The sequence below is a fragment of the Streptomyces sp. CNZ287 genome, assembly GCF_007827615.1.
Genome location: NZ_VISV01000005.1, coordinates 119,326 through 146,276, shown reverse-complemented (window position 1 = coordinate 146,276; position 26,951 = coordinate 119,326). Strand labels below are relative to the sequence as shown.

Annotated in this window: 25 protein-coding genes; 14 read left to right on the top strand and 11 right to left on the bottom strand. The window is 73.3% G+C overall.

The window, feature by feature from the left end:
- Positions 1-236: 236 nt before the first annotated feature.
- The 3 genes from FB457_RS12620 to FB457_RS12610 form a co-directional block, all read right to left on the bottom strand.
- Complete coding sequence (locus tag FB457_RS12620; RefSeq protein WP_047015735.1) at positions 237-515, bottom strand: hypothetical protein; 279 nt, start codon at positions 513-515, stop codon at positions 237-239.
- A gap of 96 nt (positions 516-611) precedes the next feature.
- A complete protein-coding gene (locus FB457_RS12615) occupies positions 612-1,004 on the bottom strand; it encodes a hypothetical protein (protein WP_047015734.1) in 393 nt (130 codons plus the stop codon).
- A 220-nt stretch (positions 1,005-1,224) separates the two neighbouring features.
- A complete protein-coding gene (locus FB457_RS12610; protein WP_145781887.1) occupies positions 1,225-2,178 on the bottom strand; it encodes a LysR substrate-binding domain-containing protein in 954 nt (317 codons plus the stop codon).
- Positions 2,179-2,239: 61 nt separating this feature from the next.
- Here FB457_RS12610 and FB457_RS12605 point away from each other — a divergent pair, with 61 nt between their 5' ends.
- Together FB457_RS12605 and era are read left to right on the top strand one after the other, a co-directional pair.
- A complete protein-coding gene (locus FB457_RS12605; protein ID WP_145781885.1) occupies positions 2,240-3,250 on the top strand; it encodes an aldo/keto reductase in 1,011 nt (336 codons plus the stop codon).
- 168 nt (positions 3,251-3,418) lie between these two features.
- Positions 3,419-4,348, top strand: a complete 930-nt coding sequence (gene era, locus FB457_RS12600; protein WP_047019898.1) for a GTPase Era — start codon at positions 3,419-3,421, stop codon at positions 4,346-4,348.
- 79 nt (positions 4,349-4,427) lie between these two features.
- On the opposite strand, the gene FB457_RS12595 is transcribed toward era, so the two are convergent.
- Both FB457_RS12595 and leuA read right to left on the bottom strand, forming a co-directional pair.
- A complete protein-coding gene (locus tag FB457_RS12595) occupies positions 4,428-5,123 on the bottom strand; it encodes a hypothetical protein (protein ID WP_047015731.1) in 696 nt (231 codons plus the stop codon).
- 184 nt (positions 5,124-5,307) lie between these two features.
- The gene (gene leuA, locus FB457_RS12590; protein ID WP_047015730.1) at positions 5,308-7,074 is read right to left on the bottom strand and encodes a 2-isopropylmalate synthase; all 1,767 of its coding nucleotides are present in this window, start codon (positions 7,072-7,074) and stop codon (positions 5,308-5,310) included.
- A gap of 288 nt (positions 7,075-7,362) precedes the next feature.
- Here leuA and FB457_RS12585 point away from each other — a divergent pair, with 288 nt between their 5' ends.
- From FB457_RS12585 to FB457_RS12545, 9 genes are all read left to right on the top strand, one after another.
- On the top strand, positions 7,363-8,493 hold the full coding sequence (locus FB457_RS12585) for a M4 family metallopeptidase (RefSeq protein WP_047015729.1): 1,131 nt from the start codon (positions 7,363-7,365) through the stop codon (positions 8,491-8,493).
- A gap of 10 nt (positions 8,494-8,503) precedes the next feature.
- Complete coding sequence (locus tag FB457_RS12580) at positions 8,504-8,770, top strand: protealysin inhibitor emfourin (RefSeq protein ID WP_047015728.1); 267 nt, start codon at positions 8,504-8,506, stop codon at positions 8,768-8,770.
- 472 nt (positions 8,771-9,242) lie between these two features.
- Positions 9,243-11,309 (top strand): MMPL family transporter, encoded by a 2,067-nt coding sequence (locus tag FB457_RS12575; RefSeq protein WP_047015727.1) that lies wholly within the window; start codon positions 9,243-9,245, stop codon positions 11,307-11,309.
- A gap of 162 nt (positions 11,310-11,471) precedes the next feature.
- Positions 11,472-12,851: a sensor histidine kinase gene (locus tag FB457_RS12570; protein WP_047015726.1), complete on the top strand. Its 1,380-nt coding sequence runs from the start codon at positions 11,472-11,474 to the stop codon at positions 12,849-12,851.
- A complete protein-coding gene (locus FB457_RS12565; protein WP_047015725.1) occupies positions 12,848-13,552 on the top strand; it encodes a response regulator in 705 nt (234 codons plus the stop codon). The genes FB457_RS12570 and FB457_RS12565 overlap by 4 nt, the downstream gene beginning before the upstream one ends.
- Before the next feature lie 101 nt (positions 13,553-13,653).
- Positions 13,654-14,346: a FadR/GntR family transcriptional regulator gene (locus FB457_RS12560; protein WP_047015724.1), complete on the top strand. Its 693-nt coding sequence runs from the start codon at positions 13,654-13,656 to the stop codon at positions 14,344-14,346.
- 190 nt (positions 14,347-14,536) lie between these two features.
- Positions 14,537-16,435: a sialidase family protein gene (locus tag FB457_RS12555; RefSeq protein ID WP_486589014.1), complete on the top strand. Its 1,899-nt coding sequence runs from the start codon at positions 14,537-14,539 to the stop codon at positions 16,433-16,435.
- Positions 16,436-16,552: 117 nt separating this feature from the next.
- Positions 16,553-17,299, top strand: coding sequence for a DNA repair protein RecO (gene recO / locus FB457_RS12550; protein ID WP_047015722.1), 747 nt, complete (start codon positions 16,553-16,555; stop codon positions 17,297-17,299).
- A 114-nt stretch (positions 17,300-17,413) separates the two neighbouring features.
- The gene (locus FB457_RS12545; protein ID WP_047015721.1) at positions 17,414-18,289 is read left to right on the top strand and encodes an isoprenyl transferase; all 876 of its coding nucleotides are present in this window, start codon (positions 17,414-17,416) and stop codon (positions 18,287-18,289) included.
- A gap of 34 nt (positions 18,290-18,323) precedes the next feature.
- Here the strand turns inward: FB457_RS12545 and FB457_RS12540 are convergent, their stop codons facing one another.
- From FB457_RS12540 to FB457_RS12525, 4 genes are all read right to left on the bottom strand, one after another.
- Positions 18,324-18,749 carry a Fur family transcriptional regulator gene (locus FB457_RS12540; protein WP_047015720.1) on the bottom strand — a complete coding sequence of 142 codons (426 nt, stop codon included), beginning with the start codon at positions 18,747-18,749 and terminating at the stop codon, positions 18,324-18,326.
- A gap of 98 nt (positions 18,750-18,847) precedes the next feature.
- On the bottom strand, positions 18,848-19,759 hold the full coding sequence (locus FB457_RS12535) for a metal ABC transporter permease (protein ID WP_253911592.1): 912 nt from the start codon (positions 19,757-19,759) through the stop codon (positions 18,848-18,850).
- Entirely contained in the window at positions 19,759-20,559 is an 801-nt protein-coding gene (locus FB457_RS12530) for a metal ABC transporter ATP-binding protein (RefSeq protein ID WP_047015718.1), read from the bottom strand. Before FB457_RS12530 ends, FB457_RS12535 begins: the two co-directional genes overlap by 1 nt.
- On the bottom strand, positions 20,556-21,548 hold the full coding sequence (locus FB457_RS12525) for a metal ABC transporter substrate-binding protein (RefSeq protein WP_486589013.1): 993 nt from the start codon (positions 21,546-21,548) through the stop codon (positions 20,556-20,558). Before FB457_RS12525 ends, FB457_RS12530 begins: the two co-directional genes overlap by 4 nt.
- A gap of 207 nt (positions 21,549-21,755) precedes the next feature.
- Here FB457_RS12525 and FB457_RS12520 point away from each other — a divergent pair, with 207 nt between their 5' ends.
- On the top strand, positions 21,756-23,138 hold the full coding sequence (locus tag FB457_RS12520; RefSeq protein WP_047015716.1) for a glycine--tRNA ligase: 1,383 nt from the start codon (positions 21,756-21,758) through the stop codon (positions 23,136-23,138).
- A gap of 228 nt (positions 23,139-23,366) precedes the next feature.
- Positions 23,367-23,600, top strand: a complete 234-nt coding sequence (locus tag FB457_RS12515; protein ID WP_047015715.1) for a hypothetical protein — start codon at positions 23,367-23,369, stop codon at positions 23,598-23,600.
- Here FB457_RS12515 and FB457_RS12510 read toward each other — a convergent pair.
- Together FB457_RS12510 and FB457_RS12505 are read right to left on the bottom strand one after the other, a co-directional pair.
- Entirely contained in the window at positions 23,589-24,293 is a 705-nt protein-coding gene (locus tag FB457_RS12510; protein ID WP_047015714.1) for a TetR/AcrR family transcriptional regulator, read from the bottom strand. The genes FB457_RS12515 and FB457_RS12510 overlap by 12 nt on opposite strands.
- 189 nt (positions 24,294-24,482) lie before the next feature.
- Positions 24,483-25,532: an aldo/keto reductase gene (locus FB457_RS12505; RefSeq protein ID WP_047015713.1), complete on the bottom strand. Its 1,050-nt coding sequence runs from the start codon at positions 25,530-25,532 to the stop codon at positions 24,483-24,485.
- Positions 25,533-25,656: 124 nt separating this feature from the next.
- Between FB457_RS12505 and FB457_RS12500 the strand changes: the two genes are divergently transcribed.
- Entirely contained in the window at positions 25,657-26,796 is a 1,140-nt protein-coding gene (locus FB457_RS12500; RefSeq protein WP_347615755.1) for an MBL fold metallo-hydrolase, read from the top strand.
- Positions 26,797-26,951: the final 155 nt, after the last annotated feature.

Below are 26,951 nucleotides of genomic sequence, written 5' to 3'. Positions count from 1 at the left end.
CCTGAATCTCATCCCACTTCTTCGCTCGCGGAACTCTGAGGAGGGCCCGCCGGACGGACCACGCCCGGGGTCCCGACGCCTGCTCCACACGCAGGCCCTGACGCCATCGTAACGGGGGGAGGTGCGGCTGTGGCCAGTGAGTTTCGAGGACGGTACGCCAGACGTGTGGGAGAGGTGAGGGTGCCTGCTCACGGGCCACCGCGGTACCGCGGTGGCCCGTGAGCGGCGGGGTGCCGTCACGCCGGCAGCGGAGCCCCCGGCGGCTCGGGCGGGACGTCGGGGGCGGGGCGGACGGCGTCGGCCTGCGGTTCTGCGGGGGCGGGGTGGTCGGTGGGGTCGGGGGCGGCGTCGGGTTCGGGGGCGGCGTCGGGTTCGAGGGCCGGGCCGTGGCCGGCGGGGCGGCCTTCCCGGGGTTCGGGGGCGGGCGGCTGGTCGGCGGGCTTGTCGGCGGGCGGGGGTGGGAGGGTCTGGGCGCGCACGTACGCTTCGAGCGCGCGCGAGAGGTCGATAGGCATGGCGAACTCCGGCTTGCCGCTGGCGTGCTGACGTGGGGGGTACGGGCAGCAGGGCAGGCGTCCGCCGTACGCGAACGGGCCGCCCCGCGGGCCCCGTCAGCAGCGCAGTACGGCGTACCGCGTCCGGGCGGCGGCGAGCACCGCCGCCTCCGGGGCGTACGGGCACCACGGGGAGCCGGTCTTCTCGGCGCCCCGCGCCGTCCGGGGCACGGGCCGGCCGGCGGCCGCCACGTGGCCGGCCTGGTCGATCTGCCCGGCCTTCGCCGACCGCGGACCGCGCCGGGCGAGGGCGGGCGCCGGTCCGGTGTCCTCGCCGGGGGCCGCCTCGCCCGCGGCTCCGGCCGCCCCGGGGGCGGCGGAGGACGTGGAGTAGCCGTCCGCGGCGCTGGCGCGCTCGGCGGCTCCGCCGGGCACCAGCAGCACCCCGAGGAGCAGCACGAGCACGGCGCGCAGGGCGAGCCCGCGGACGAGCGCGGCACGAACGATCACGACTTCAGGTAACCACGGTGATACGTTCCGTACAGTCCATCCTGAGGGTGACGTTCCGCGCGCCGCCGCGCCCTCCGCCCGGCGCCCGCGCCGCCCGCCCGGCCCCCGCACGCGCGGCGCACGCCCGCGCCCCGGGCGTACGCGACGAGGGCCCCGCGCCCCGGCCACGGAGGTGCCTTACGGCCGCGCTGGCCGCGCTGGCCGCGCTGGCCGCGACGACCTATGTTTGTTCCCTCGTGCTCCCCTGGGCCCCGCTGTCCCGCCGTCCCGGCCCCGACCCGCCGCCCCCGCCCGCGGGCGCCGGTGCCTCCCGGAACGCCGCCGCGAACTCCGCGACCTCCCGCCGCCCGTCGGCCGTCCGCCACAGCAGCGCCAGCTCGCACGGCGCCAGCCCCCGTACCGGCACCGACACCACGTCCGGACGCGGGTACAGCCGCGCGTTGCCCTCCGCGAGCAGCACCACGCCCAGGCCCGCGCCCACCGCCTCGAACACCTCCTCCGGCGCCGACGCCTCCAGCGCCACCACCGGCTCCCGCCCGCCCCGCTCCGCCGTCCCCAGCCAGAAGTCGCGCAGCACGCCCGCCGACCGCGGCAGCGCCACGAACGGCTCGTCGAGCAAGTCCGCGAAGTCCACCGCCGTCCGGCCCGCGAACCGGTGGTCCAGCGGCAGCGCCACCCAGCGCTCCTCCCGGGCGAGGACCTTCGCCGTCAGCTCCGCGCCCACTCCCGGCACCGGCAGCCAGCAGAACGCCGCGTCGGCGCCCCCGCCGGCCAGCCCCGCCGTGGGGTCCTCCCAGTTGACCAGCCGCAACGAGATCCGCCAGCCCCGCTCCCGGAACCGGCCCAGCACCTCCCGTTGCAGGTCACGGCCGACCGCCGTCTGCATGCCCACCGCCAGCGACTCCGCGGGACCGGCGGTGCGCGCGGCCCGTACCGCCTCCGCCCAGCCCGCCGTCAGCTCCCGCACCGCCGGCAGCAGCGCCGCGCCCTGCGGGGTGAGCGCGATCGTGCGCGCCCGCCGCTCGAAGAGGGGGAAGCCGAGCTGCCGCTCCAGCGCCCGGATCTGCTTGGAGAGCGCCGGCTGCGAGACGTACAGCCGCTCGGCGGCGCGGGTGAAGCTCAGCTCCTCCGCGACCGCCGCGAAGTAGCGCAGATCGCGAACGTGGGCGTCCATAACCACCCGTTATAGCCATAGGTCTTGGACGCCGCCACGCAATTCCGCGGAGGCTGCGGGCATGACCACAGCTGCGAACCCCGTCCCCTCCCGCACCCTCGGCGCCCTGGAGTCCCCGGCCATCGGCTACGGCGCGATGGTGCTCTCGCCCGGCGTCTACGGCGAGACCGACGACGACCGGGGCGTCGCCGCGCTGCACGCCGCCCTCGACGCGGGCGCCACGCACGTCGACAGCTCCGACGGCTACGGCCCCGACGGGCACAACGAGCGCCTGATCGGCCGGGCGCTGCGCGGGCGGCGCGACGAGGTGGTGGTGGCCACGAAGTTCGGGCTGACCCTGCCCGAGGGCGTCGAGGGCCGCGCGCATCCGGTCAGCTACGCCTTCGGCAACCTCACCGTCAATGCCGAGCCGCGGTACGTGCGCGGCTACGCCGAGCGCTCGCTGCGGAACCTGGACACGGACCGGATCGACCTGTACTACGTGCACTTCCCCGACCCGGCGGTGCCGATCGAGGACACGGCGGGTGCGATGGCCGAGCTGGTCGCCGAGGGCAAGGTGCGCCACCTGGGCCTCTCCAACGTCACCGCGGACCAGTTGCGCCGCGCGCACGCCGTGCACCCGGTGGCGGCGGTGCAGGCGCAGTGGTCGATGTGGACGCCGGTCGACCCGGAGCTGCACGCGGCGGCGCGCGAGCTGGGCGTGGGCGTCGTCGCCTGGGGGCCGCTGGGCACGGGCTTCCTCACCGGCTCCGTGACGGACGTCGCCGAGAGCGACTTCCGCCGCAACATCGGCGCCTTCGACGCGGCGAACCTCAAGGCCAACCACGACCGCTTCGCGCCGCTGCGCGCCGTTGCCGCCGACGTGGGGCTGACCCCAGGGCAGCTCGCGCTGGCGTGGCTGCTGCACCAGGACGACCACGTCGTGCCCATCCCCGGCAGCCGGACGCCGGCGCACATCGAGGAGAACATGGCGGCGGCGCACGTCGAGCTGCACCCCGACACCCTGGCGCGGATCGACAAGGTCCTCGCCGGACTGGCCCCGGAGGGCGGCGCGCGGCTGCTGGGCGCGTAGCACCCGCCGCGGGCCGTACGCCGACCGTCCGGCGCCCGACCGCCGACCGTCCGGCGCCCGACCGCCGACCGTCCGCTGCCCGCCCGGCGCCCGCCGCGGGTGCGGGCCGCGGTCGCGGGGACCGGAGCGGCGGCGGGTGCCGGACGGCGGTCGGGGACAATGCTCCCCATGACCACCCCTGACACCGGGCACCGCTCCGGCTTCGCCTGCTTCGTCGGCCGGCCCAACGCCGGCAAGTCGACCCTGACCAACGCGCTGGTCGGCCAGAAGGTGGCCATCACCTCCAGCCGGCCGCAGACGACCCGGCACACCGTGCGCGGCATCGTCCACCGCCCCGACGCGCAGCTCGTGCTCGTCGACACCCCCGGCTACCACAAGCCGCGCACGCTGCTCGGCCAGCGGCTCAACGACGCCGTCCGCGCCACCTGGGCGGAGGTCGACGTGATCGGCTTCTGCGCGCCGGCGAACGAGAAGATCGGCCCGGGGGACCGGTACATCGCCGGGGAGCTGGCCGCCCTGCGGCGTACCCCGAAGGTCGCCGTCGTCACCAAGACCGATCTGGCCGACTCCGACACGGTTGCCGCGCAGCTCGTGGCCGTGGACCGGATGGCGAAGGACCTGGGCTTCGAGTGGGCGGAGGTGGTGCCGGTCTCGGCGGTCGAGGGCAAGCAGGTCGGCCTCCTCGCGGACCTGCTGGTGCCGCTGCTGCCGGAGGGCCCGGAGCTGTACCCGGACGGGGAGCTGACCGACGAGCCGGAGCAGGTGATGGTCGCCGAGCTGATCCGGGAGGCGGCCCTGGAGGGCGTACGGGACGAGCTGCCGCACTCGATCGCGGTGGTGGTCGACGAGATGGAGCCGCGCGAGGACCGCCCGGCGGACCGGCCGCTGCTGGACATCCACGCCAACCTGTTCATCGAGCGCGACAGCCAGAAGGGCATCGTCATCGGCCCGAAGGGCAAGCGGCTGAAGGAGATCGGCACCAAGGCCCGCGGGCACATCGAGGCGCTGCTGGGCATGCCGGTGTACCTCGACATCCACGTGAAGGTCGCCAAGGACTGGCAGCGGGACCCGAAGAAGCTGCGCCGGCTGGGCTTCTGAGCCCCGAGGAGCCTGCGGAGTACGGCGGGCGGGGGGCGGCCGCGGGGGCGCGTGGAGGCGCGCGGGTCCCGCGCGCCCCTTATGACGGCGTGCGCGCCGACGTCAGCAGCCGCTCGACGTCCGAGGCCGGCAGCAGCAGCGCGTCGCCGACGACGACGAGGGTCTCCCACTCCGGCGGCGTGTACGCCCCGTCCGCGAGCGCGATGCGCGCGCCGCTCAGCAGGATCGACTCCCGCCCGACGGGCACCAGGTGCGGCGCCAGCGGCGCCAGCGTCTCACGCAGCTCCGCCTCGAAGTTCCGCTGCTCCGGCGGCAGGTCGGCGCAGAGTTCCGGCATCCGCCCCGAGTCGGCCTCGATGGCGGCCAGCAGCGTCAGCAACTGCTCCTCGGTGCAGTCGTCGTAGCCCGCGGTGCGCACGGCGGTGACGGCGGCGCAGCGGACGGCGGAGGAGGAGGTGCCGCCGGCGTGCAGGACGGCGAGGGCGACGGCGTGGGTGGCGTCGCGCAGCAGCAGCGCGAAGCGCGTCGAGGTGGGCTCCGCCAGGGACGTGAGGCCGAAGTGGCCGCCGCAGTCGGCGCATTCGACGACGGGTCCCGCGGCGCCGCGCGGCAGCACGGGTACGCCGAGGACGGTGAACCGCCGTCTGCCGCTGCGCCGGCGGTAGTTGCGGTCGCCGCCGCAGCCGGGGCAGAAGAACTCACCGTCTGACTCGGTGTGCCAGGACGTCCGCACGCCGGCGAACCGGCGGAGGATATGCGTCACGTCGACCTCCATCACGCTTCGGCAACGCTGCCGCGCTGACGTGATGCTAACCACACCGGCCGACATCGTCAGCCCTCGTACACGTCAAAGGCGGTGCGAACGAGCCGCGCCCCGCGCCCCGTCCGCGGTCGGACGGCGCACGGGGCGCTCGGCGCTCCGGCGGTACTGCGGGAGTCCCGCGGAGGTGCCGCGGCGGTCAGCGGGCGGCGCGGTTGACCGCGGAGACGACCGCCTTCAGCGAGGCGCGCGTGGTGTTGGCGTCGATGCCGATGCCCCACAGCACCTTGCCGTCGACGGCGACCTCGATGTACGAGGCGGCCTGCGCGCTGGCGCCCTCGCTCATCGTGTGCTCCTGGTAGTCCAGGAGCCGCGCGTCGATGCCGATGCCCTGGAGGGCGTGGAAGAACGCGGAGATGGGGCCGTTGCCGGTGCCGACGAGGGTGGTCTCGGCGCCGTCGACGTCGGCCTGGACGGTGAGGGTGTCGACGCCGTCGCGGTCGGTGGTGGTCTGCCCGCCGCGGAGCTGGATGCGGCCCCAGGCGTTGCCGGGGTTGGGCAGGTACTCGTCGCGGAAGACGTCCCAGATCTGCGCGGGGGTGACCTCGCCGCCCTCGGCGTCGGTCTTGGTCTGGATGATGCGGGAGAACTCCACCTGCATGCGCCGCGGCAGGTCGAGGCTGTGGTCGTGCTGGAGCACGTACGCCACGCCGCCCTTGCCGGACTGGGAGTTGACGCGGATGACGGCCTCGTAGGAGCGGCCCACGTCCTTGGGGTCGATGGGCAGGTACGGGACCGCCCACTCCAGTTCCTCGACGGGCTTGCCGGCCTGCGCGGCCCTGGCCTCCATCGCCTCGAAGCCCTTCTTGATGGCGTCCTGGTGGGAGCCGGAGAAGGCGGTGTAGACGAGGTCGCCGACGTAGGGGTGGCGGGGGTGGACGCCCATCTGGTTGCAGTACTCGTAGGTGCGCCGGATCTCGTCGATCTCGGAGAAGTCGATCATCGGGTCGACGCCCTGCGAGAAGAGGTTCATGCCCAGGGTGACCAGGTCGACGTTGCCGGTCCGCTCGCCCTGCCCGAACAGGCAGCCCTCGACGCGGTCGGCGCCGGCCATGAGCGCCAGCTCGGCGGCGGCGACGGCGGTGCCGCGGTCGTTGTGCGGGTGGACGGAGAGGCAGACGTGCTCGCGGCGGGACAGGTTCCGCGACATCCACTCGAAGCGGTCGGCGTGCGTGGAGGGCGTGGAGCGCTCGACGGTGGCCGGCAGGTTGAGGATGATCTCGCGGCCGTCCTCGGGCTGCCAGACGTCCATGACGCCCTCGCAGACCTCCAGCGCGAAGTCCAGCTCGGTGTCGGTGAAGATCTCCGGGCTGTACTGGTAGCCGAAGGTGGTGCGGTCGTCGAGCAGCTTCTCGGCGTACTCCACGACCAGCCGGGTGCCGTCGACGGCGATCTGCTTCACCGCGTCGCGCGAGCCGCGGAAGACGACCTCGCGCCAGACGGGCGCGGTGGCGTTGTACAGGTGGACGGTGGCGCGGCGGGCGCCCTTCAGCGACGCCACGGTGCGTTCGATCAGCTCTTCGCGGGCCTGGGTCAGGACGGAGATCGTCACGTCCTCGGGGATGGCGCCGTCCTCGATGATGGAGCGGACGAAGTCGAAGTCGGTCTGCCCGGAGGAGGGGAAGCCGACCTCGATCTCCTTGTAGCCCATGCGTACCAGGAGGTCGAACATGGCGCGTTTCCGCGCCGGCGACATGGGGTCGATCAGGGCCTGGTTGCCGTCGCGCAGGTCGGTGGAGAGCCACCGGGGCGCCTGGGTGATGCGGTTGCCGGGCCAGGTGCGGTCGGGGATGTCGACGGCGTCGTACGGGCGGTAGCGGTGCACGGGCATGCCGGAGGGCTGCTGGCGCACGGTGGCGGCGGTGACGGGCGTACCGCGGCCGGCGGTGTTACCGGGATGGTCCATGGTGGCGTGGGCTCCTTCGCGCGAGCTGGTCGTCGACCGACGGGTGGCAGCACCGGACTCCGCGGGGAGGGGGTCGGTCTACGACAGCAGACCCTCGCCGCGGCGGCTAAGAAGAAGCAGCCCGTAACGCACGATGTCGACCAATGTAGCCCAGCCGCGGCGACGCCGGCCGATCAGTATCACGATGCGAGACCCCGCGCCGGGCCCGCGGCGGGCCCCGCCATCCGAAATCGCGAAGAATTCGCTGCGGGGAGTGACAAGTCGATTACTCAGTGACACATTGCAGGGATGGACGCATCCTCACGTACCCCCGTGTTCTGTACGATCGTGCCGCCCCACATGCTGGACAAGCTGGCCCGTACGGACAATGCGGCGCTGTCGGCCCGCGCCCGCCGCACCCTGGAGCGCGACGCGCTCCAGCGCACCCGCCGCCGCATCACCACCGTCCGCCGCGCCGCCGCCGCGCCGGCCGCGCGCCGGGCGGCGGACGACGCGAAGCCGAAGCGGACGATCTACGACGCCGGGCAGACCCAGGACCTGCCGGGGACGGAAGTCCGCAAGGAGGGCGGGGCGGCGGTCGACGACGCCACCGTCAACCGCGCCTACGACGGCCTCGGCGCCACCTTCGACCTGTTCCTCAGCGGCTTCGCCCGCGACTCCATCGACGGCGCCGGGCTGCCGCTGAACGCCACCGTCCACTACGGCGAGGACTACGGCAACGCCTTCTGGGACGGCGAGCAGATGGTCTTCGGCGACGGCGACGGCGAGGTGTTCCTCGACTTCACCCTCGCCGTCGACGTCATCGGCCACGAGCTGACGCACGGCGTCACCCAGTACACCGCGAACCTGGAGTACTTCGGCCAGTCCGGGGCGCTCAACGAGTCGGTCTCCGACGTCTTCGGCTCCCTCATCAAGCAGTACGTCAAGGGCCAGAGCGCCGCCGACGCCGACTGGCTCATCGGCGCCGAGCTGCTCGCCCCCGGGGTGTCCGGCGAGGCGCTGCGCTCGATGAAGGCCCCCGGCACCGCCTACGACGACGACGTCCTCGGCAAGGACCCGCAGCCGGCGACGATGGCCGACTACGTCGACACCTCCACCGACAACGGCGGCGTCCACATCAACTCCGGCATCCCCAACCACGCCTTCTACCTGCTGGCCACCGAACTCGGCGGCAACGCCTGGGAGCGCGCGGGCCGCATCTGGTACGACGTGCTGACCGGCGGCGCCCTCACCGCCACCGCCGACTTCGCCGCGTTCGCCGCCGCCACCGTCGCCGCCGCCGGGGCCCGCTACGGCGACGGCGCGGAGCGCGCCGCGGTGCTCTCGGCGTGGTCGCAGGTCGGGGTGGACGCCGACGCGGAGGCCGCCGTGCCGCGGCAGACCCCGGCCCGGGAGGGTGCGGCGCCGCAGGCGGGGTAGGCGTGGGGGCATGCGCATCACCGTCACCCGTACCGGGGGCTTCGCGGGCCTGACCCGCGAGGCCACCCTGGACACGGCCGGCCGCGCGGACGCGGCCGGCCTGGAGGCGCTGGCAGGACGGGCGGTCGCGGAGGGCAGCGCGGCCCCGCCCGCGGGCGTGCCGGACGGCTTCGCGTACCGGCTCACGGCCGGCGGCCGCACCGTGCACTTCGCCGACCCCAAGCTGACCGACGCGCAACGCGCGCTCGTACGGACGGTGCTGAAGGAGGGCGCGTAGGACCGGTCTGGCATATAGCGCCGTCCGCCCTCTGGGCGGGCTCCCCCACAGCGCGCAGGCGCGTGTGGGCGGTACCCCCAGGCGTCTGGTGCGTGCGGTCGCAAGGCGGAGGGCCGACCGCCTAGTGGGCCTCTTCGGTCGATCCCGACGACGCAGCGGGCGTGCGTGCCAGGCTCCCCCACAGCGCGCTGCGCGCGCGTGGGCGGTGCCCCCAGACGCAGGCGGGATGTGTCAGACAGGGCCGGTACTCCCCGGGGTACTCCCGGGGGAGCAGCGGTGGCCGGAGGCCACCCCGTGCAGTAGGCGAGGTTTCGCACCCGGGAGCGAAGCCCCGTGCCGGATCTCCGGGGGAAGCTGGGCGCAGTCCAGTTGCCTCCCGGAGGGAGAGCCCGCCATGGGCGCCGTATCCGCACCATCCGAAGCGCCGCCAGGCCCCGCGACGAGACCGGGGCGCCGCTGGCTGCCCTGGGCCGTGCTCGGCCTGTGGGTCGCGATCCTCGCCCTGGCCATGCCGTTCGGCAGCAAGCTCGGCGACGTCAGCCGCGACCGCGCCGTCGACTACCTGCCCGGCAGCGCCGACTCCACCCAGGTGTCGCAGATAGCCGAGGAGATGCCCGGCGGCGACACCCTCGCCGGCATCCTCGTCTACCAGCGCGACGGCGGCATCACCGCCGCCGACCGCGAACTGGCCGCCGGGCACGCCGGCGCCGTCGCCGACCGGTTCGAGCTGGCGAAGGACGGCACGCCGCAGGCCGTGCCCGCCGAGGACGGCAGCACGCTCATGCTGCCGTTCTCCGTCGTCGGACTGCCCGACGAGGATGCCCAAACGGCGGCCGTCGAGGAGATCCGCGAGGAGATCGTCGCGGATCCCCCCGAGGGCCTGTCCGTCGAACTCGGCGGCCCCGCCGGCATCCAGGCCGACGCCGAGGCGGTCTACGAAGAGGTCGACGGCACCCTCATGTACGCCACGGCGGGCATCGTGACGATCCTGCTGATCCTCACCTACCGCAGCCCGTTCCTGTGGCTGCTGCCGCTGGTCTGCGTCGGCGTCGCGTCGATGAGCGCCATGGCCCTCGTCTACGGCCTCGTCCAGGCGTTCGACCTGACGGTCAACTCGATGAGCTCCGCGGTGATGACGGTGCTCATCTTCGGCGCGGGCACCGACTACGCGCTGCTGCTCGTCGCCCGGTACCGCGAGGAACTGCGCCGCACCACCGACGCGCAGGAGGCGATGCTGACGGCCGTGCGCAACTGCGGCCCGGCGATCCTCGCCTCCTCCGGTACGGTCGCGGCGGGCCTGATCTGCCTGCTGGCCGCGGACCTCAACTCCAGCGCGGGCCTCGGCCCGGTCGGCGCGGTCGGCGTGGTGTGCGCGCTGGCGGTGATGACGACGCTGCTGCCGGCGCTGATGGTCCTCTTCGGCCGCCGCATCTTCTGGCCGCTGGTCCCCGCCTACGGCAGCGAGCCCAAGCGGCGCGGCTTCTTCGACCGGATGGGCTCCTCGGTGGGCCGCCGCCCGGCGGCGATCCTCCTGGGCGGCGTGGTGCTGCTGGGCGCGCTGGCGCTCGGCGCGTTCAACCTGCCGGGCAACCTCAAACAGGAGGACGCCTTCACCGACAAGCCCGAGTCGATCACCGCGATGGAGAAGCTGAAGGACGCCTATCCCGAGCAGAGCGCCCAGGCGATCGTCGTCGTCGCCGACGCCGCGCGGGCGGACGCGGCGCTGTCGGCGGCGCAGGGCGTCGAGGGCGTCGTCTCCGCGGAGACAGCGCGCTCCGGCAACGGGTACACCGAGATCACCGTCTACGCCGCCGACCCGCCGCAATCGGCGGGGGAGGACCGTACGATCGCGGACCTGCGCTCCGAACTGGGCGCCCTCGACGGCGCCGACGCCCTGGTCGGCGGGCCCAGCGCCGAAGCGCTGGACCTGGCGGAGGCCAACTCGGGCGACCGCAAGCTCGTCATCCCCCTCACGCTGGCCGCCGTCCTGGTCATCCTCATCGTCCTGCTGCGCAGCCTGGTGGCGCCGCTGGTGCTGACCGTCGCCGTGGTGGCGTCGTGGGGCGCGGCGATGGGCATCGGCGGCCTCATCTTCGAGCCGGTCATGGGCTATCCGGGCATCGGCGGCGAACTGGCGCTGCTCACCTTCGTCTTCGGCGTGGCGCTCGGCGTCGACTACGGCATCTTCCTGCTGCACCGGATGCGCGAGGAGGCCACCAACGGTGCTGACACCCGCACCGCGGCGCTCACCGCGCTGCGCCGCACCGGCGGCGTGATCGCCTCGGCGGGCCTGGTGCTGGCGGCGACGTTCGCGGCGCTGGCGACGATGCCGATGGTGATGATGTTCGAGCTGGGCTTCGTCGTCGCGGTCGGCGTGCTGCTGGACACGTTCCTGGTGCGCACCTACCTGGTGACGTCCGCGAGCTGGCTGCTGGGCAAGAAGATCTGGTGGCCGGGGCCGCTGTCGAAGCGGGAGGAGGCGCCGCCGTCCGCTCCCGGGGAGCAGCGGGAGCCGGAACCGGCGGGCGCGGCGCGTTAGCACCCCCGTCGCGGCCGTACGCACCGTACGGCCCCCGCCCCGGCCGGGGGGCGGCCCCGCGGGACCGCCCCCGGCCGGGCACGGCCGTTTCCGCGCCCCCGCGGGCGTGCGGGGACGGCCCGCCCGTACCGAGGAGTTTCGCCTGTGGAGCCGTAGGCGAGGATGGTGGTCATGCAGTCAGCGAGGGCCCGGCTGAGCGGGCTGAAGCAGCCGACGCGCCGGGACGTTCTCTTCACCGCGCTCGTCGGCGTCGTCGTCGCGTGCCTGGCGCTGTTCGGCGGCGCCGAGGAGTCGGCGCACCGGCCGGACGCCTTCGGCTGGCTGCTGCTGTTCGTCATGGTGGCGGTGCTGGCCTGGCGCCGCCACTACCCGATGGCCGTCTTCCTCGTCTCCGTCCTCCCCGAGGCGCCGTACCACATCCTCGACAACATCCACAGCGCGCCGACGCCCACGATGTTGGTCGCCGTCTACTCCCTCGCCGTCGCCGGGCCGCGGCTGCGGACGCTGCTGATCACCTGCGGGCTCGTCGTCCTGGCCGTCACCATGCTGACGCTGCGCAACGCCGACCAGGGCGCGGAACTGCTGCGCACCTCCGGCTGGGTCATGTCGGTGGCGCTCCTCGGCGAGGCGGTGCGGGTGCACCGCAACTACGTCGGCGCCATCGTCGAGCGCGCGGAACGCGCCGAGCGCACCCGGGAGGAGACCGCCGCCCGCCGGGTCGCCGAGGAGCGGCTGCGCATCGCCCAGGACCTGCACGACCTGCTGGCGCACAGCATCACCCTCATCGGCGTGCAGACGTCGGTGGCCGCGCACCTGCTGGTCGCCGACCCCGGCCGGCTGGACCGCGCGGCGCTGGCCGACGCCCTCGACGGCATCGCGGGCACCTGCCGCGACTCCCGCGCGGAGCTGCGCACCACGCTCCAGGTGCTGCGCGGCGGCGACTCCGTGGACGGCACCCGCCCGCCGCCGGGCCTGGCGGGCCTCGACGACCTGGCGGCGGCGGCGCGCTCCGGCGGCGCCGAGGTGCGCCTGGACGTCGCCGACGCCGCCGTCGACGTGCCGCGGGGGGTGGGGGCGGCGGCGTACCGGATCGTGCAGCAGTCGCTGACCAACGCGGTACAGCACGCCGGGTCCGCGGTGCACGTGCGGATCTCCGTCACCTACGACGAGGAGGCGGGCGAGCTGCGCATCGCCGTCGTCGACGACGGTCCCGCCCACCCGGAGAAGGCCGCCGCCGCGGCGGGCGCCGGTGCGCGCCCCGGCTACGGCATCGTCGGCATGCGCGAGCGGGCCCGCAGCGTCGGCGGCACCCTGGAGGCGGCCCGCCGCACGGACGCCGCGGGCTTCGCGGTCACCGCCGTACTGCCGTGCGTACCGGCCGGCCCCGACGGCGTCGAGACCGTGGAAGCGGACCCCGCGGATCCCGCGGACAACGCGGGACCCGCCTCCCCGGCGGAACCCGCCGCCCCCGGCGACCATGCCGCCCCCGCCGACCGGCCGGGGGCCCGTACCGCCTTCACCGACAGGAGCCGCACCGCATGACCGCGCAGCCCATCCGCGTCCTGCTCGCCGACGACCAGACCCTGGTGCGCAAGGCGTTCGCCATGCTCGTCGACTCCGCCGCCGACATGGAGGTCGTCGGCGAGGCGGGCAACGGCCGCGAGGCCGTGGCGCTCACCCGCAGCGAGCGCGTCGACCTGGTGGTGATGGACCTGCGGATGCCGGAGCTGGACGGCATCGAGGCGACCCGGCTCATCGCCGCGGACGAGGACCTGGCGGGCGTACGGGTCCTGGTCCTCACCACCTACGACACCGACGAGCACATCATGGCCGCGCTGCGCGCCGGCGCCTCCGGCTTCCTCGTCAAGGACACCCAGCCGGCGGCGCTGCTGGAGGCCATCCGCACCGTCGCCGCCGGCGACGCGCTGCTCTCGCCCGGCCCCACGGCCCGCCTCATCGAGCGCCTGGTGCGGCTGCCGGAGGCGCCGCAGCCGGCCGCGACCCAGCACGGCGGGGCGGCGCTGGGCGCGCTGTCGGAGCGCGAGCGGCAGGTGCTGGTGCTGGTGGCGCGCGGGCTGAACAACACCGAGATCGCCGAGTCGCTGGCGCTGTCGCCGCTGACGGCCAAGACCCACGTGAGCCGGATCATGGGCAAGGTGGGGGCCCGCGACCGGGCGCAGTTGGTGGTCATCGGCTACGAATCGGGGCTCATCACTCCCGGATCTTCCTCATCTTCCGGATGAGCCCCCCGTTTCACACGTAGGATGTCCCTCCTTGTGCGTACGATACCGCCATGCCCCAGGAGCTGAAGCACCCCCAGCCGCGTTCGGACCGCAGGAAGCGCATGGGCGGCCAGATCCAGCGTGAGATCATGCAGCTCATCCTCGACCGGGGGCTGCGCCCCGGCGCGGTGCTGCCCACCGAGACCGAGCTCATGGACGACCTGGGGGTGAGCCGCAACTCGGTGCGCGAGGCGCTCAAGGCGCTGCAGGCCCTCGACATCGTCGAGATCCGCCACGGCTACGGGACCTACGTCGGCGAGGCGTCGCTGACGCCGCTCGCCGACGGGCTGACGTTCCGCACCCTCGTGCAGCTCGGCGGCGACGACGCGCACGCCCTCACCGAGATCCTCCAGGTCCGCGAAATACTCGAAGAGGGCCTGATCAGCCGGGTGGTGGAGAGCATCCCCGAGGCCGACCTCGACGCGCTGGACACCATCGTCGCGCGCATGGAGACCCGCGCCGGGCAGGGCGAGGTCTTCCCCGAGGAGGACCGCGAGTTCCACGAGGTCCTCTACCGCTCGATAGGCAACACCCTGGTCCCGCAGCTCCTCGGCGCCTTCTGGAACGTCTTCCACCGCGTCGCCGGCGCCCGCGGCTGGGCCGACGACCCCTCGCCGCTGGGCACCGCCCGCCGCCACAAGGAGATCGTCGCCGCGCTGCGGGCCCGCGACCGCGAGCACGTACGGGCCGCGATGACCACCCACTTCCGCGGCATCGAGGCGCGCGCCGGGAAGGCGATGCGCGGCGTCGGGTGAGCGGCGCAGGCATGAGCGGAAGGTGAACTGCGGGTAGCTGCGGACGGACCCTTGACCGTACGGGGGGCTGCCTTTACGTTACGCCGGTGGACATCCCACGTCCTACGTAGGACATGGGCTATCCACCGCTGTCCGCGTCACCCCGACGTGCCCGATTGCCCGACGTATCCCGACGAAAGCGAGACGCACCATGCAGCCACGCCTCGCACCTGCCGCAGACCGCTCCCGCCGAAGAAGCCCCCGCCGCGCCACCGCCCTCGCGGCGTGCGCCGCGGTCCTCGGCGCCGGCCTGACCGCACTCGCCCCCCACGCCAGCGCACAGGACCCCGCAGCAGCACCCGAGTTCAGCCAGGAAGTGCTCTTCCAGGCCGGCACCGGCGGCTACTTCTGCTACCGCATCCCCGCCGTCGTCGAAGCCGCCGACGGCACCCTCCTGGCCTTCGCCGAAGGCCGCGTCGACAGTTGCGCCGACAAAGGCGACATAGACATCGTGCTGCGCCGCTCCACCGACGGCGGCGCCACCTGGAGCGCCCCGCAGGCCGTCCTCGCCGGCGACGGCGACACCCGCGGCAACCCCGCCCCCGTCGTCGACCGCGAAACCGGCCGCATCTCCCTCCTCAGCACCCACAACCCCGGCGCCGACGACACCGTCCGCACCCCCTACCTCCAGCACTCCACCGACAACGGCCGCACCTGGAGCGCCGCCCGCAACATGGGCGCCGAACTCTCCAAGCCGGAATGGGACCGCTGGTACGCCACCGGACCCGGCCACGGCCTCCAGCTCACCACCGGCGACCACGCGGGACGCCTCCTCGTCGGCGGCAACCACCAGGGCCTCGACGGCCGCCAGGGCGCCCACCTCCTCTACAGCGACGACGGCGGCCTCACCTGGCAGCTCGGCGCCGACGACACCCGCGCCGTCCAGCCGCCCGACGTCAAACCCCAGGAACTCAGCCTCTTCGAACGCCGGGACGGCTCCGTCTACGCCGCCGCCCGCGACGAACGCGGCACCGACCCCGGCAACCGCGCCGCCGCCGTCAGCAGCGACGGCGGCACCACCTTCGACGCCCCCTTCGCCACCACCCCCGACCTCGTCAGCCCCGTCGTCCAGGGCGCCACCCTCCGCCACGGCGACCAGATCCTCGCCTCCCTGCCCGCCCACCCCGCCGACCGCAAGGTCATGTCCGTACGCGCCTCCCGCGACGACGGCGCCACCTGGGAACCCTGGCAGCAGGGCCGCGTCATCCACTGGGGCCCCACCGCCTACTCCGACATGGCCGGACTCGACGGCGACCGCGTCGGCCTCCTCTACGAAGCCGGCACCGCAGGACCGTACGAGACGATCCGCTGGGCCCGCTTCAACGACGCCTTCCTCGACCAGCCCAACGACGACCCGCCGCAGCCCCCCGCCCCCGCCCCCGGAGCCACCACCCCCGACGTCTCCGGCAGCGGCAACACCGCCTACGTCCGCGGCAGCTCCCACCTGCGCCCCGGGCGGTTCGGCCAGTCCCTCTACCTCGACAACGCCGCCCCCCACATCGACGCCCGCGTCGAGGTCCCCTGGAACGACTCCCTCGACGTCGGCGACGGCGACTTCACCTGGACCGGCTGGTTCAAGTACGGCCGCACCAACGGCGCCCACGCGATCATGTGGGCCTACGGAGTCGGCGGCAACGCCCCCTCCGTCTGGCTGCGCGCGGAACCCGAGCAGAACCGCATCATCGCCCGCATGCAGATGGAACAGGCCGCCGTCAGCGTCCAGACCACCGGCGCGTACAACGACAACGCCTTCCACTTCGTGACCCTGCAGCGCGCCGGCGGAAAACTCACCCTCAGCGTCGACGGCACCTCCTACGCCGCCGACGCCCCGCCCGGCTCACCCACCGCGGGCAGCGAGTTCGGCATCGGCGGCATCGACGTCGGCCAGCGCCTCGACGGCGCCAACCGCTTCCACGGCTACCTCGACGACATGCGCGTCTACGACCGCGCCCTCACCCGCGGCGAACTGACCGCCGTCCGCAAGGACAACGCCCCCGTCCCCCGGGGCCAGCAGCTCCGCCTCCCCCTCGACACCGTCACCCCGCAGTAGCGCCCCGGCGACGCCGGCCCGGGCAGCCACAGCCCGGGCCGGCCCGCCCGCCGCCCACTCCCCGCCGCCCGCACCGCGCCGGGCACGAACCCCGCCGCGTAGGCAAGAATGGGGCCCATGACCCTGTTCCGCGACGACGGCATCGTGCTGCGCACCCAGAAACTGGGCGAAGCGGACCGGATCATCTCCCTCCTCACCCGCGGCCACGGCCGCGTCCGCGCCGTCGCCCGCGGCGTACGGCGCACCAAGTCGAAATTCGGCGCCCGCCTCGAACCCTTCAGCCACGTCGACGTCCAGTTCTTCGCCCGCGGCAGCGACCTCGTCGGCCGCGGCCTGCCCATGTGCACCCAGACCGAGACGATCGCCCCCTACGGCGCCCCCATAGCCGCCGACTACGCCCGCTACACCGCCGGCACCGCCATGCTGGAGACCGCGGAACGCTTCACCGACCAGGAAGGCGAACCCGCCACCCAGCAGTACCTGCTCCTCGTCGGCGCCCTGCGCACCCTCGCCGGCGGCGCCCACGCCCCCCAGCTCGTCCTCGACGCCTACCTGCTGCGCTCCCTCGCCGTCAACGGCTACGCCCCCAGCTTCGGCGACTGCGCCCGCTGCGGCCTCGACGGGCCCCACAGGTTCTTCTCCGTCAACGCGGGGGGAGTGCTGTGCGGCGATTGCCGCGTGCCCGGTAGCGTCGTACCGTCACCCGAGGTACTCGCGCTGCTCGGCGCACTCCTCACCGGCGACTGGCACACCGCCGACCGCTGTGGAGCACATCACGTCAGAGAAGGCAGCGGCCTCGTCGCCGCCTATCTGCACTGGCACCTGGAGCGGGGCCTGCGCTCGCTGCGCCACGTCGAAAGGTAGCCGGACGGAACCGGCCCGCCATGAGACGGGCCCCGGGCGGGCAGAAGCCGGGCAGCGATGAGAAGACGGACGGGAACGACACGGCCCACGCCGAGGAACGGGAGAGCACGGCACATGGCACGACGAGGGATCCGCGGCACGTCCCTGACGCGGCACCGCCGCTCCTACCGGCCCCCCGAGCCGCACCCCTCCGGCGCCCGCGCGCCGAAGCTGCCCGGCGAGCTGGTCCCCGGACACGTCGCCATCGTCATGGACGGCAACGGCCGCTGGGCCAAGGAACGCGGCCTGCCGCGCACCGAAGGCCACAAGGTCGGCGAAGCCGTCGTCCTCGACGTCGTCAAAGGCTGCCTCGAACTCGGCGTGAAGAACCTCTCCGTCTACGCCTTCTCCACCGAGAACTGGAAGCGCTCACCCGACGAGGTGCGCTTCCTCATGAACTTCAACCGCGACGTCATCCACCGCCGCCGCAGCGAACTCGACGCCATGGGCGTACGCATCCGCTGGGCCGGCCGCATGCCCAAACTGTGGAAGAGCGTCGTCCAGGAACTCCAGGTCGCCGAGGAACAGACCAGCGACAACGACGCCATGACCCTCTACATGTGCGTCAACTACGGCGGCCGCGCCGAGATCGCCGACGCCGCCGCCGGCATCGCCCGCGACGTCGCCGCGGGACGCCTCGACCCCAAGAAGGTCAGCGAACGCACCTTCGCGAAATACCTCTACCACCCCGACATGCCCGACGTGGACCTCTTCATCCGGCCCTCCGGCGAGCGGCGCACCTCCAACTACCTCATCTGGCAGAGCGTCTACGCCGAGATGGTCTTCCAGGACATCCTCTGGCCCGACTTCGACCGCCGCGACCTCTGGCGCGCCTGCGTCGAGTACGCCTCCCGCGACCGCCGCTTCGGCGGCGCCATCCCCAACGACACCGACACCGGAATCGGTGAGGGCCTCGACACCGGCATCGACAGCGAGGCGCACACCCGCTGACACCGGCGCGCGCGGCGCGCCCGCACCGCCGCGGTCAGTCCCGCGCCCGCGCCTGCGCCGCGCACTCCGCGCACGTACCGAAGACCTCCACCGTGTGCGCCACGTCCACGAACCCGTGCTCCGAGGCGATCGACTCCGCCCAGCGCTCCACCGCCGGACCGTCGACCTCCACCGCCTTCCCGCACACCCGGCACACCAGATGGTGATGGTGCTCACCGGTGCTGCACCGGCGGTACACCGCCTCACCCTCCGTCGTCCGCAGCACGTCCACATCGCCCGCGTCCGCCAGCGACTGCAGCGTCCGGTACACCGTCGTCAGCCCCACCGACTCGCCACGATGCCGCAGCATGTCGTGCAGCTCCTGGGCGCTGCGGAACTCGTCGACCTCCGCCAGCGCCGCGGCCACCGCCGCCCGCTGACGCGTCGACCTGCCGCGTACCGGGGGACCCGCGGTCGTCACCCTTGCCTCCTGCTGCTCGCTCGAAGCCCTGTCCGCCCCACGAGCCGCCATTGTGCCAGCAGCACCCACGGAAACGGACACAGCCGCCGCAGCCGTCCTCACCGCGCCCCGCCTCCGGCCCGCGCACCGGCCCCCGCACCCGGCCCCGCCGCGACCGGCCCCCCGGCCCCGGCCACCGCCGCGCCACCCGACCGCGACCGCACCCTCGCCAACGGCACCGCCAACGCCGTGACCAGCAAAAACAGCCCCAGCGCAAAGAGTACGATCGTCGCCCCCGGCGGCACGTCCACGTAGTACGAGAACACCGTCCCCGACAGCGTCGTCACCACCCCCATCGCCACCGCCAGCGCCAGCGTCGCCGCGAACGCGCGCGTCGCCTGCTGCGCCGCCGCCACCGGAATCACCATCAGCGCGCTGACCAGCAGCAACCCCACGACCCGCATCGCCACCGTCACCGTCACCGCCGCCGTCACCGCGAGCAGCAGATTCAGCGACCGCACCGGCAGCCCCGTGACCTTCGCGAACTCCTCGTCCTGGCAGATCGCGAAAAACTGCCTGCGCAGCCCCAGCGTCACCAGCAGCACGAACACCGACAGCCACAGGATCGCCGTCACATCGGAATCCGACACCGTCGTCACCGAACCGAACAGATACGTGGTCAGGTTCGCCGTCGACCCGTTCGGCGCCAGATTGATCAGCAGCACCCCGCCCGCCATGCCCCCGTAGAAGAGCATCGCCAGCGCCAGATCACCGCGCGTGTGCCCGTACGAGCGGATCAGCTCCATCGCCACCGCGCCCGCCGCCGCCACCAGCACCGCCGTCCACACCGGACTCGTGTTCAGCAGGAAGCCCAGCGCCACCCCCGTCAGCGCCACATGCCCGATACCGTCACCCATGATCGCCTGCCGGCGCTGCACCAGATAGATGCCCACCGCCGGCGCCGCGATCCCCACCAGCAGCGCCGCCAGCAGCGCCCGCTGCATGAACGGCGGCTCCAGGAACTCCAGCATCATGTCAGCAGCCCCGTCCTGTCCGCCGCGGCCGGCTCACCCGCACCACCCGGGTGCGGATGGCACGCCAGATCGTGCACCCGCGCCGCCGCGTCCGCCTCACCGCGCCCGTACTCCCGCACCACCAGACCGTCCCCCAGCACGACCGTACGGTCGATCAGCGGCTGCAGCGGCCCCAGCTCGTGCAGCACCAGCAACACCGACGCACCACCCTCCACCTGCCCGGCCAGCGCCTCCGCCAGAATCCGCTGGCTCGGCAGATCCACCCCGCCCAGCGGCTCATCCATGATCAGCAACTCCGGCTCCGCCGCCAGCGCCCGCGCGATCAGCACCCGCTGGTGCTGCCCGCCGGACAAACGATTCACCGACTCCTTCGCCCGGTCCCCGAGACCCACCACCTCGAGCGCCCGGTCCACCGCCGCCCGGTCCGCCCGCCCCAGCGGCCGCAGCCGCGACCGCGACAGCCGCCCCGACGACACCACCTCCCGCACCGACGCCGGCACCCCCGACGCCGCCGTCGAACGCTGCGGCACGTACCCGATCCGCCGCCACTCACGGAACCGCCCCAGCGGCGTCCCGAAGAGCTCCAGCTCACCCGACGTCAGCGGCACCCGGCCCACCACGGCCCGCACCGTCGTCGACTTCCCCGAACCGTTCGCCCCCAGCAGCGCCACCACCTCGCCGCGGCCCACCACCAGATCCACCCCGCCCAGCACCGCGCGCCCGCCCAGCGACGCACGCCCACCGCGCAGACTCACCACCGGCTCCACGCCCGCTCCCTCCGCCGAGACCCCGCTCACCTCGCCCCCAGCGCCTTTTGCAGCGCCCCGAGGTTCGCCTCCATGATCTCGAAGTAGTCGTCACCCCTGGACTTGTCCGTCACGCCCTCGATCGGGTCGAGCACATCCGTCTCCAGACCCAGGTCACCCGCGAGAGTGCGCGCCGTCTTGTCGCTGACCAGCGTCTCGAAGAACACCGTCGTCACCCCGTCGTCCGCCGCGATGTCCTGCAACTGCTGCATCCGCGCCGCGCTCGGCTCCGACTCCGGGCTCAGCCCCTTGATCGACTCCTGCACCAGGCCGTAGCGGTCGGCGATGTAGCCGAACGCGGCGTGCGTCGTGATGAACGTGTCCGTACGCCGGTTCTCCAGCCCCGCGGCGAACTCCCCGTCCAGCTGCCGCAGCCGGTCCGCCAGCTCCGCGGCGTTCTTCTCGTACGCCTTCGCGTGCTCCGGGTCCGCCTCCGCCATCGCCTCGCCGACGCCCTCGGCGACCTCCGCGTACCGCACCGGGTCCAGCCAGATGTGCGGGTCGGGCCCCTCCTCGCCGCCGTGGTCGTGCCCCTCGTGGCCACCGTCGGCCTCCTCCTCCGCGTGGCCCCCGTCGCCGTCCTCCTCCCCGTGCTTCTCCAGCGACGTGAACTCCGACGCCTCCACGACATGCTCCGCGCCCGACTGCTCGATGGCCTCGTCCACCGCCGGCTGCATGTCCTTCAGGTAGACGATCAGCCCCGCGTCCGCCAGGTCCCCCGTCTGCCGCGGGCTCAGCTCCAGATCGTGCGGCTCCGTCCCCGGCTTCGTCAGCGTCGAGACCTCCGCGTTCTCGCCGCCTATCTCCTCGGCCAGGAACTGCATCGGATAGAACGACGCGGTCACCCGCAGCCTGCCGTCCTCCGTCGTGGTGCCCGAAGCCCCGTCGCCGCAGGCGGACAGGGCCAGCAGCGCGGCCGTGGACAGCGCCGCGGCGGCGGCGGGGGTGAGACCGGATATGGACCGGCGGGAAGCTCTCATGACACTCATTTTCATCAAAGATGGAAACGATTGTCAAAAATATTGACGGGCGGTACCCTCCGGGCCACCCGGCACCCGCCCGCGGCCCTCCCGGCAGTGGCCCGCCGCCCTCCGCACCCCCGCCCCGCCCGCCCCCCGATTTGAAACCAAGGGCACCGCCGCCGGTAACCTGGAGCACCGCTTCGTCGTCGTAATGAAGAGAGCACCGTGGCCGCCGACAAGATCGACACCATCGTCAGCCTGAGCAAGCGCCGTGGCTTCGTCTACCCGTGCAGCGAGATCTACGGCGGCCAGCGCGCCGCCTGGGACTACGGCCCTCTCGGCGTAGAGCTCAAGGAGAACATCAAGCGCCAGTGGTGGCGCTCCATGGTCACCTCCCGCGACGACGTCGTCGGCCTCGACTCCTCCGTCATCCTCGCCCGCGAGGTCTGGGAAGCATCCGGTCACGTCGCCACCTTCACCGACCCCCTCACCGAATGCACCTCCTGCCACAAGCGCTACCGCGCCGACCACCTCGAAGAGACCTACGAAGCCAAGCACGGCCACCCCCCCACCGGCGGCCTCGCCGACATCAACTGCCCCCACTGCGGCAACAAGGGCGGCTTCACCGAGCCCAAGCAGTTCTCCGGCCTCCTCGCCACCCACCTCGGCCCCACCCAGGACGCCGGCTCCGAGACCTTCCTGCGCCCCGAAACCGCCCAGGGCATCTTCACCAACTTCATGCAGGTCCAGACCTCCTCCCGGAAGAAGCCCCCCTTCGGCATCGCCCAGACCGGGAAGTCCTTCCGCAACGAGATCACCCCCGGCAACTTCATCTTCCGCACCCGCGAGTTCGAACAGATGGAGATGGAGTTCTTCGTCAAGCCCGGCGAAGACGAGACCTGGCACGAGTACTGGATGCAGCAGCGCTGGAACTGGTACACCGGCCTCGGCATGCAGGAAACCAACCTCCGCTGGTTCGAGCACCCCAAGGACAAGCTCTCCCACTACTCCAAGCGCACCGTCGACATCGAATACCGCTTCGACTTCGCCGGCAGCCAGTGGGGAGAACTCGAAGGCATCGCCAACCGCACCGACTTCGACCTCAAGGCCCACTCCGCCGCCTCCGGCCAGGACCTCTCCTTCTTCGACCAGGAAGCCGGCGAACGCTGGACCCCCTTCGTCATCGAACCCGCCGCCGGCGTCGGCCGCACCATGCTCGCCTTCATGCTCGACGCCTACGTCGAAGACGAAGCCCCCAACGCCAAGGGCAAGATGGAAAAGCGCACCGTCATGCGCCTCGACCCCCGCCTCGCCCCCGTCAAGGCCGCCGTCCTCCCCCTCTCCCGCAACCCCGAACTCTCCCCCAAGGCCAAGGGCCTCGCCGCCGACCTCCGCGGCCACTGGAACATCGAGTTCGACGACGCCGGCGCCATCGGCCGCCGCTACCGCCGCCAGGACGAAATCGGCACCCCCTACTGCATCACCGTCGACTTCGACACCCTCGACGACAACGCCGTCACCGTCCGCGAACGCGACACCATGAAGCAGGAACGCGTCTCCCTCGACCAGGTCGGGACCTACCTCGGCGGCCGCCTCCTCGGCTGCTGACCCCCACCCGCCACACCGCGACGGCGCCCCCCGCCCGGGGGCGCCGTCGCCGCATACGCAGACCGCACAGAAGCCGCGCCCCCGGACCGTACGGAAGCCCTGCGCCCGGACCGTACGGAAAACGTCCGGCAAGCTGCGGCACGCGCACCCCGTGCTGCACACTGAGCCCCACAACCAGGCCAGAAGGAGCCACGCACAGCACGAACAAGCAGCAGCAGGAGGCGCGCCATGCACGCGAGGGCCACCAGCCGGGTCACCGCCACCGACCCCGACGGCCGCGCACACACCGTCCACGTCACCGGCGCCGGCGCCCGGCGCACACTCCACTGCGAAAGCTGCGACTGGACCAGAGCCGCCCAGTTCCTCCCCTGGCTCAAAGCAGAAGAACACCTCGCGGAAGCACACCAAGCCGCCGCCGGAACCGGACCCAACGACGGTGCGGCACCCGCCTCAGGGACGTAGACCCCGCACCACCACATCCACCACCAGCGCGAACTCCGCCGCCACCCCCGGCTCCTCCCAGTCCGCCGCGAACGCCGGATCATGGAACCGGCGCGTCGCATCGAACACCGCCCGCGCCACCCCCTCCACCGAACGCCGCGCCGCCTGCGCCACCGCCGCCGCCTCCGCATCCCCCGCCGCCACCGCCGGCGGCACCGACAACACCCCCTGACGCACCCCGTCCTCCAGGATCAACGTCAACTGCCCCGTCAGCTCCGCGACATGCCGCGCCACCACACCGGCCACCGTCGCAGAACCCGCCGCGCCCGCCGCCCCGGCCGCCGCCGGGCCCGCACGGCCCGCGGAGGCGCCGTCACCGATCAGCGCCATGTACGTCGCGAACATCTCCGGATCGTCATGCGCCTTGTGCCGCTTCGCGTCGAACAACTCCGCCAGCCACCGCCGCAACCGCACATCCGCGGGACCCTCCGCCGCCGAAACCTTCTCCAGCGCCGCCGACGTCCGGTCCAGCCACCGCGCCGCCACCGCCGCATGCAGCGCCGCCTTGCTCGGAAAATGCCGGTACACCGAGCCGTGGCTCACACCCAGCACCCGCGCCACGTCCACCACCGTGGCCTTCGCCGGACCATAGCGGCGCAGCACGTCCTCCGTGGCTTCGAGGATGTGCTCGGGGGTCAGGGTTTCGGACGGCATCGGCGCTCTCCGGCTCTCGGGCTCTCCCGACTGGCGTCGGCTCTGCCACCAGCTTCGCAGCCGCCGCCGACAACGACACACCCGCCGCCGGGACCCGCCCCGCCCGGCGACGGCGCAGGCGGAACCGGGGACGGGGCCTGAACCGGGCGGGGGACCGGGACCGGGCGGGGGACCGGGGGCGGCATCCGGCTACGCGCCGGCCGTACCGCCGGACCCGCCGCCCGTCCGCTCGCTGTCCAGCATCGCCATCTGCTCCGGCGCGTACCGCTCGCCCGCCGCCGCGCCCGGCGGCACCGCCTCCTCGATCGCCGCCAGATCCGCCGCGTCCAGCACCACGTCCAGGGCGCCGAGGGACTCCGCGAGCCGGTCCCGGCGCCGGGCGCCGACCAGCGGCACGATGTCCTCGCCGCGGCCGAGCACCCAGGCGATGGCGATCTGCGCCACCGTCACGCCCTTGCCGTCCGCGACCCGCCGCAGCGCGTCGACGAGCGCCAGGTTCCGGTCGATGTTCTCCGCGGCGAACCGCGGGGAGTGCGCCCGGAAGTCCTGCGCGCCGAGACCGCGCACGCTCTCGCGGGTCATGTGCCCGCTGATCAGGCCGCGGGAGAGCACGCCGTACGCGGTGACGGAGACCCCCAGCTCGCGGCAGGCGGGCAGGATCTCGTCCTCGATGCCGCGGGAGATCAGCGAGTACTCGATCTGGAGATCGGCGACGGGCGCGGTGGCGGCGGCCCGGCGCACGGTCTCCGCGCCGACCTCGGAGAGCCCGATATGCCGCACGTAACCGGCGTCGATCAGCTCCTGCACGGCGCCGACGGTCTCCTCGACGGGCACGTCGGGGTCGAGGCGGGCGAGCCGGTAGACGTCGATGTGGTCGGTGCCGAGGCGCTGCAGCGAGTACGCGGCGAAGTTCTTCACGGCGGCGGGCCGGCCGTCGTAGCCGAGGAAGCCGCCGGCGGGGTCGCGCAGGGCGCCGAACTTGACGCTGACGACGGCCTGGTCGCGGCTGCCGGGGCGGGCGGCGAGGGCGTCGCGGATGAGCAGCTCGTTGTGGCCCATGCCGTAGAAGTCACCGGTGTCGAGGAGGGTGACGCCGGCGTCGAGGGCGGCGTGGATGGTGGCGATGGACTCCTTGCGGTCGACGGGCCCGTAGAGCGCGGACATGCCCATGCAGCCGAGGCCGAGGGCGGAGACGCGGGGGCCGGTGGTGCCGAGGGTGCGAGTCGGGATCGAAGTCATGGTGACAAGTATGGAATGACGAATGACAGATGTCAAAATCTGTCAGCGCTACATTCTCACGTGATCCGGAACACCGCCGTCCCCGCCGCCGTTGACCCCACAGTCCGAGACCGAGGAGTAGCCCATGCGTCGAGTTCGCCCCGCGTCGTTCGGCGCCGAGCCGGCTGGTGCCCGGCTGGCGCGGATTCTCAAGTCGCCGAACTACGACCCGGAGGCCGGCGCCTTCCGCAACCCCGTCCCCGCTGGCATCGGCCCGCAGCCCGGCGGCGGTTCCCGCGGCGAGATGTTCCGCGCCCTGCTCCGCCGCGACGGCCGCAAGCCCGCGGGCCCCATCCCCGTGCAGCGCCCCGACCTGTCCGCTCCGCCCGCCGACGGGCTGCGCCTGACCTGGCTCGGCCACGCCACCGTCCTCGCCGAGATCGACGGCCGCCGCGTTCTCTTCGACCCGGTCTTCGGTGAGCGCTGTTCGCCCTTCTCCTTCGCCGGCCCGCGCCGCTTCCACCGCGTGCCGCTGCCGCTCGGCGAACTCGGCCCCCTCGATGCGGTCGTCATCTCCCACGACCACTACGACCACCTGGACATGTCGACCGTCCGCGAACTCCGCAAGGCCGTCGCCCCCGACGTGCTCTTCGCCGTGCCCCTCGGCGTCGGCGCGCACCTGGAGCGCTGGGGAGTGCCGCGGGACCGCATCGCGGAACTGGACTGGAACGAGTCCACCGGGGCCGCGGGCCTGACCCTCACCGCGACGCCCGCCCGCCACTTCTGCGGCCGCGGCATCCGCAACAAGCAGCGCACGCTGTGGGCGTCCTGGTCCGTGCGCGGCCCGGAGCACCGGGTGTTCCACAGCGGTGACACCGGCTACTTCCCGGGCTTCGCCGAGATCGGCGCGGACCACGGGCCGTTCGACGCGGCGATGGTGCAGATCGGCGCGTACAGCGAGTACTGGCCGGACATCCACATGACCCCGGAGGAGGGCGTACGGGCCCATCTCGACCTGCGCGGCGGGGTGCTGCTGCCGATCCACTGGGGCACGTTCAACCTCGCCCCGCACCGCTGGGAGGAGCCCGCGGAGCGCACCGCCGCCGCAGCGGCGGCGGCGGATGTCCGCGCGGCGATCCCGCGCCCGGGCGAGCCCTTCGAGCCGTCGGCGCAGACGCTGCCGACGACGCCGTGGTGGCAGGAGATCGCCGCCCCCGAACGCACCCCCCAGGCGCGGGGCGGCCGTAAGGCCGCCGCGAAGCCGAGCCCGGCGACGGAGCAGTAGTTCGCGGCGGCGAGCCGAGGAGCCGGGCCGGAAGGGCAAGCCGCCTATGCGTCTGCTCGGGCGTGAACCGCTGTAGCCGTGGGTGCGGTTCATGCGCAGCGGGGATGAGGTTACTCATCACATGCCCGTCGAGGTCTTGTGCGGTGGGGAGTTGC